The organism is Enterobacter sp. PTB (assembly GCF_051130085.1).
In the GTDB taxonomy this organism is placed as follows: domain Bacteria; phylum Pseudomonadota; class Gammaproteobacteria; order Enterobacterales; family Enterobacteriaceae; genus Enterobacter; species Enterobacter ludwigii.
Genome location: NZ_JBDKEE010000216.1, coordinates 1 through 218, shown reverse-complemented (window position 1 = coordinate 218; position 218 = coordinate 1). Strand labels below are relative to the sequence as shown.

Below are 218 nucleotides of genomic sequence, written 5' to 3'. Positions count from 1 at the left end.
TGTCGGTGGTGGAGTTTGCGCCACCGTGGCAACAGCTGCGCCAGGCGGAACGGTTGCCGGAAGGGTTCTCCGTGCTCTCCCGTCCGGTGGGGCCACGGCAGACGGCCTGCCAGTACCGGACCACCCGGGCGCTGACGCTGCAGCCCCTGCATCTGGCACAAGCCCGTCTGCAGACGGAAACCGACGGTCGTTCTGCCATCCGGCTGCGCTTTGAATGC

1 protein-coding gene is annotated in these 218 nt (G+C 67.9%); it reads left to right on the top strand.

Annotated elements, in window-relative coordinates:
• On the top strand, positions 1-218 hold a 218-nt coding region (locus tag AAIR21_RS28290; RefSeq protein ID WP_434682901.1), incomplete at both ends, for a type VI secretion system baseplate subunit TssF.